1 protein-coding gene is annotated in these 263 nt (G+C 72.2%); it reads left to right on the forward strand.

The features are described 5' to 3' along the window. Window positions 1-263: hypothetical protein (locus SB717_RS36845; protein WP_410908032.1), on the forward strand; the 263-nt coding region annotated here is incomplete at both ends.

Genomic DNA, 263 nt, shown 5'->3' on the forward strand with positions numbered 1-263 from the left:
GCGTTCGACATGACCGGCGGCGTGCGCTTCGGCGGCACGCTGACGATCGAGGACGCCTTCGCCGCCGGCTTCGACCACATCGCCCTGTGTGCGGGCGCCGGCCGGCCGACCTTCATCCCGATGCCCAACGCGCTCGCCCGCGGCGTGCGCATGGCATCGGACTTCCTGATGGCGCTGCAGCTCACCGGCGCGGCGAAGTCGGACTCGGTCGCCAATCTGGAGGTGCGCCTGCCGATCGTGGTCATCGGCGGCGGGCTGACGGC

Origin of the sequence: Priestia sp. SIMBA_032 (genome assembly GCF_046535215.1) — a bacterium.
Classification (GTDB): Bacteria; Bacillota; Bacilli; order Bacillales; family Bacillaceae_H; genus Priestia; species Priestia aryabhattai.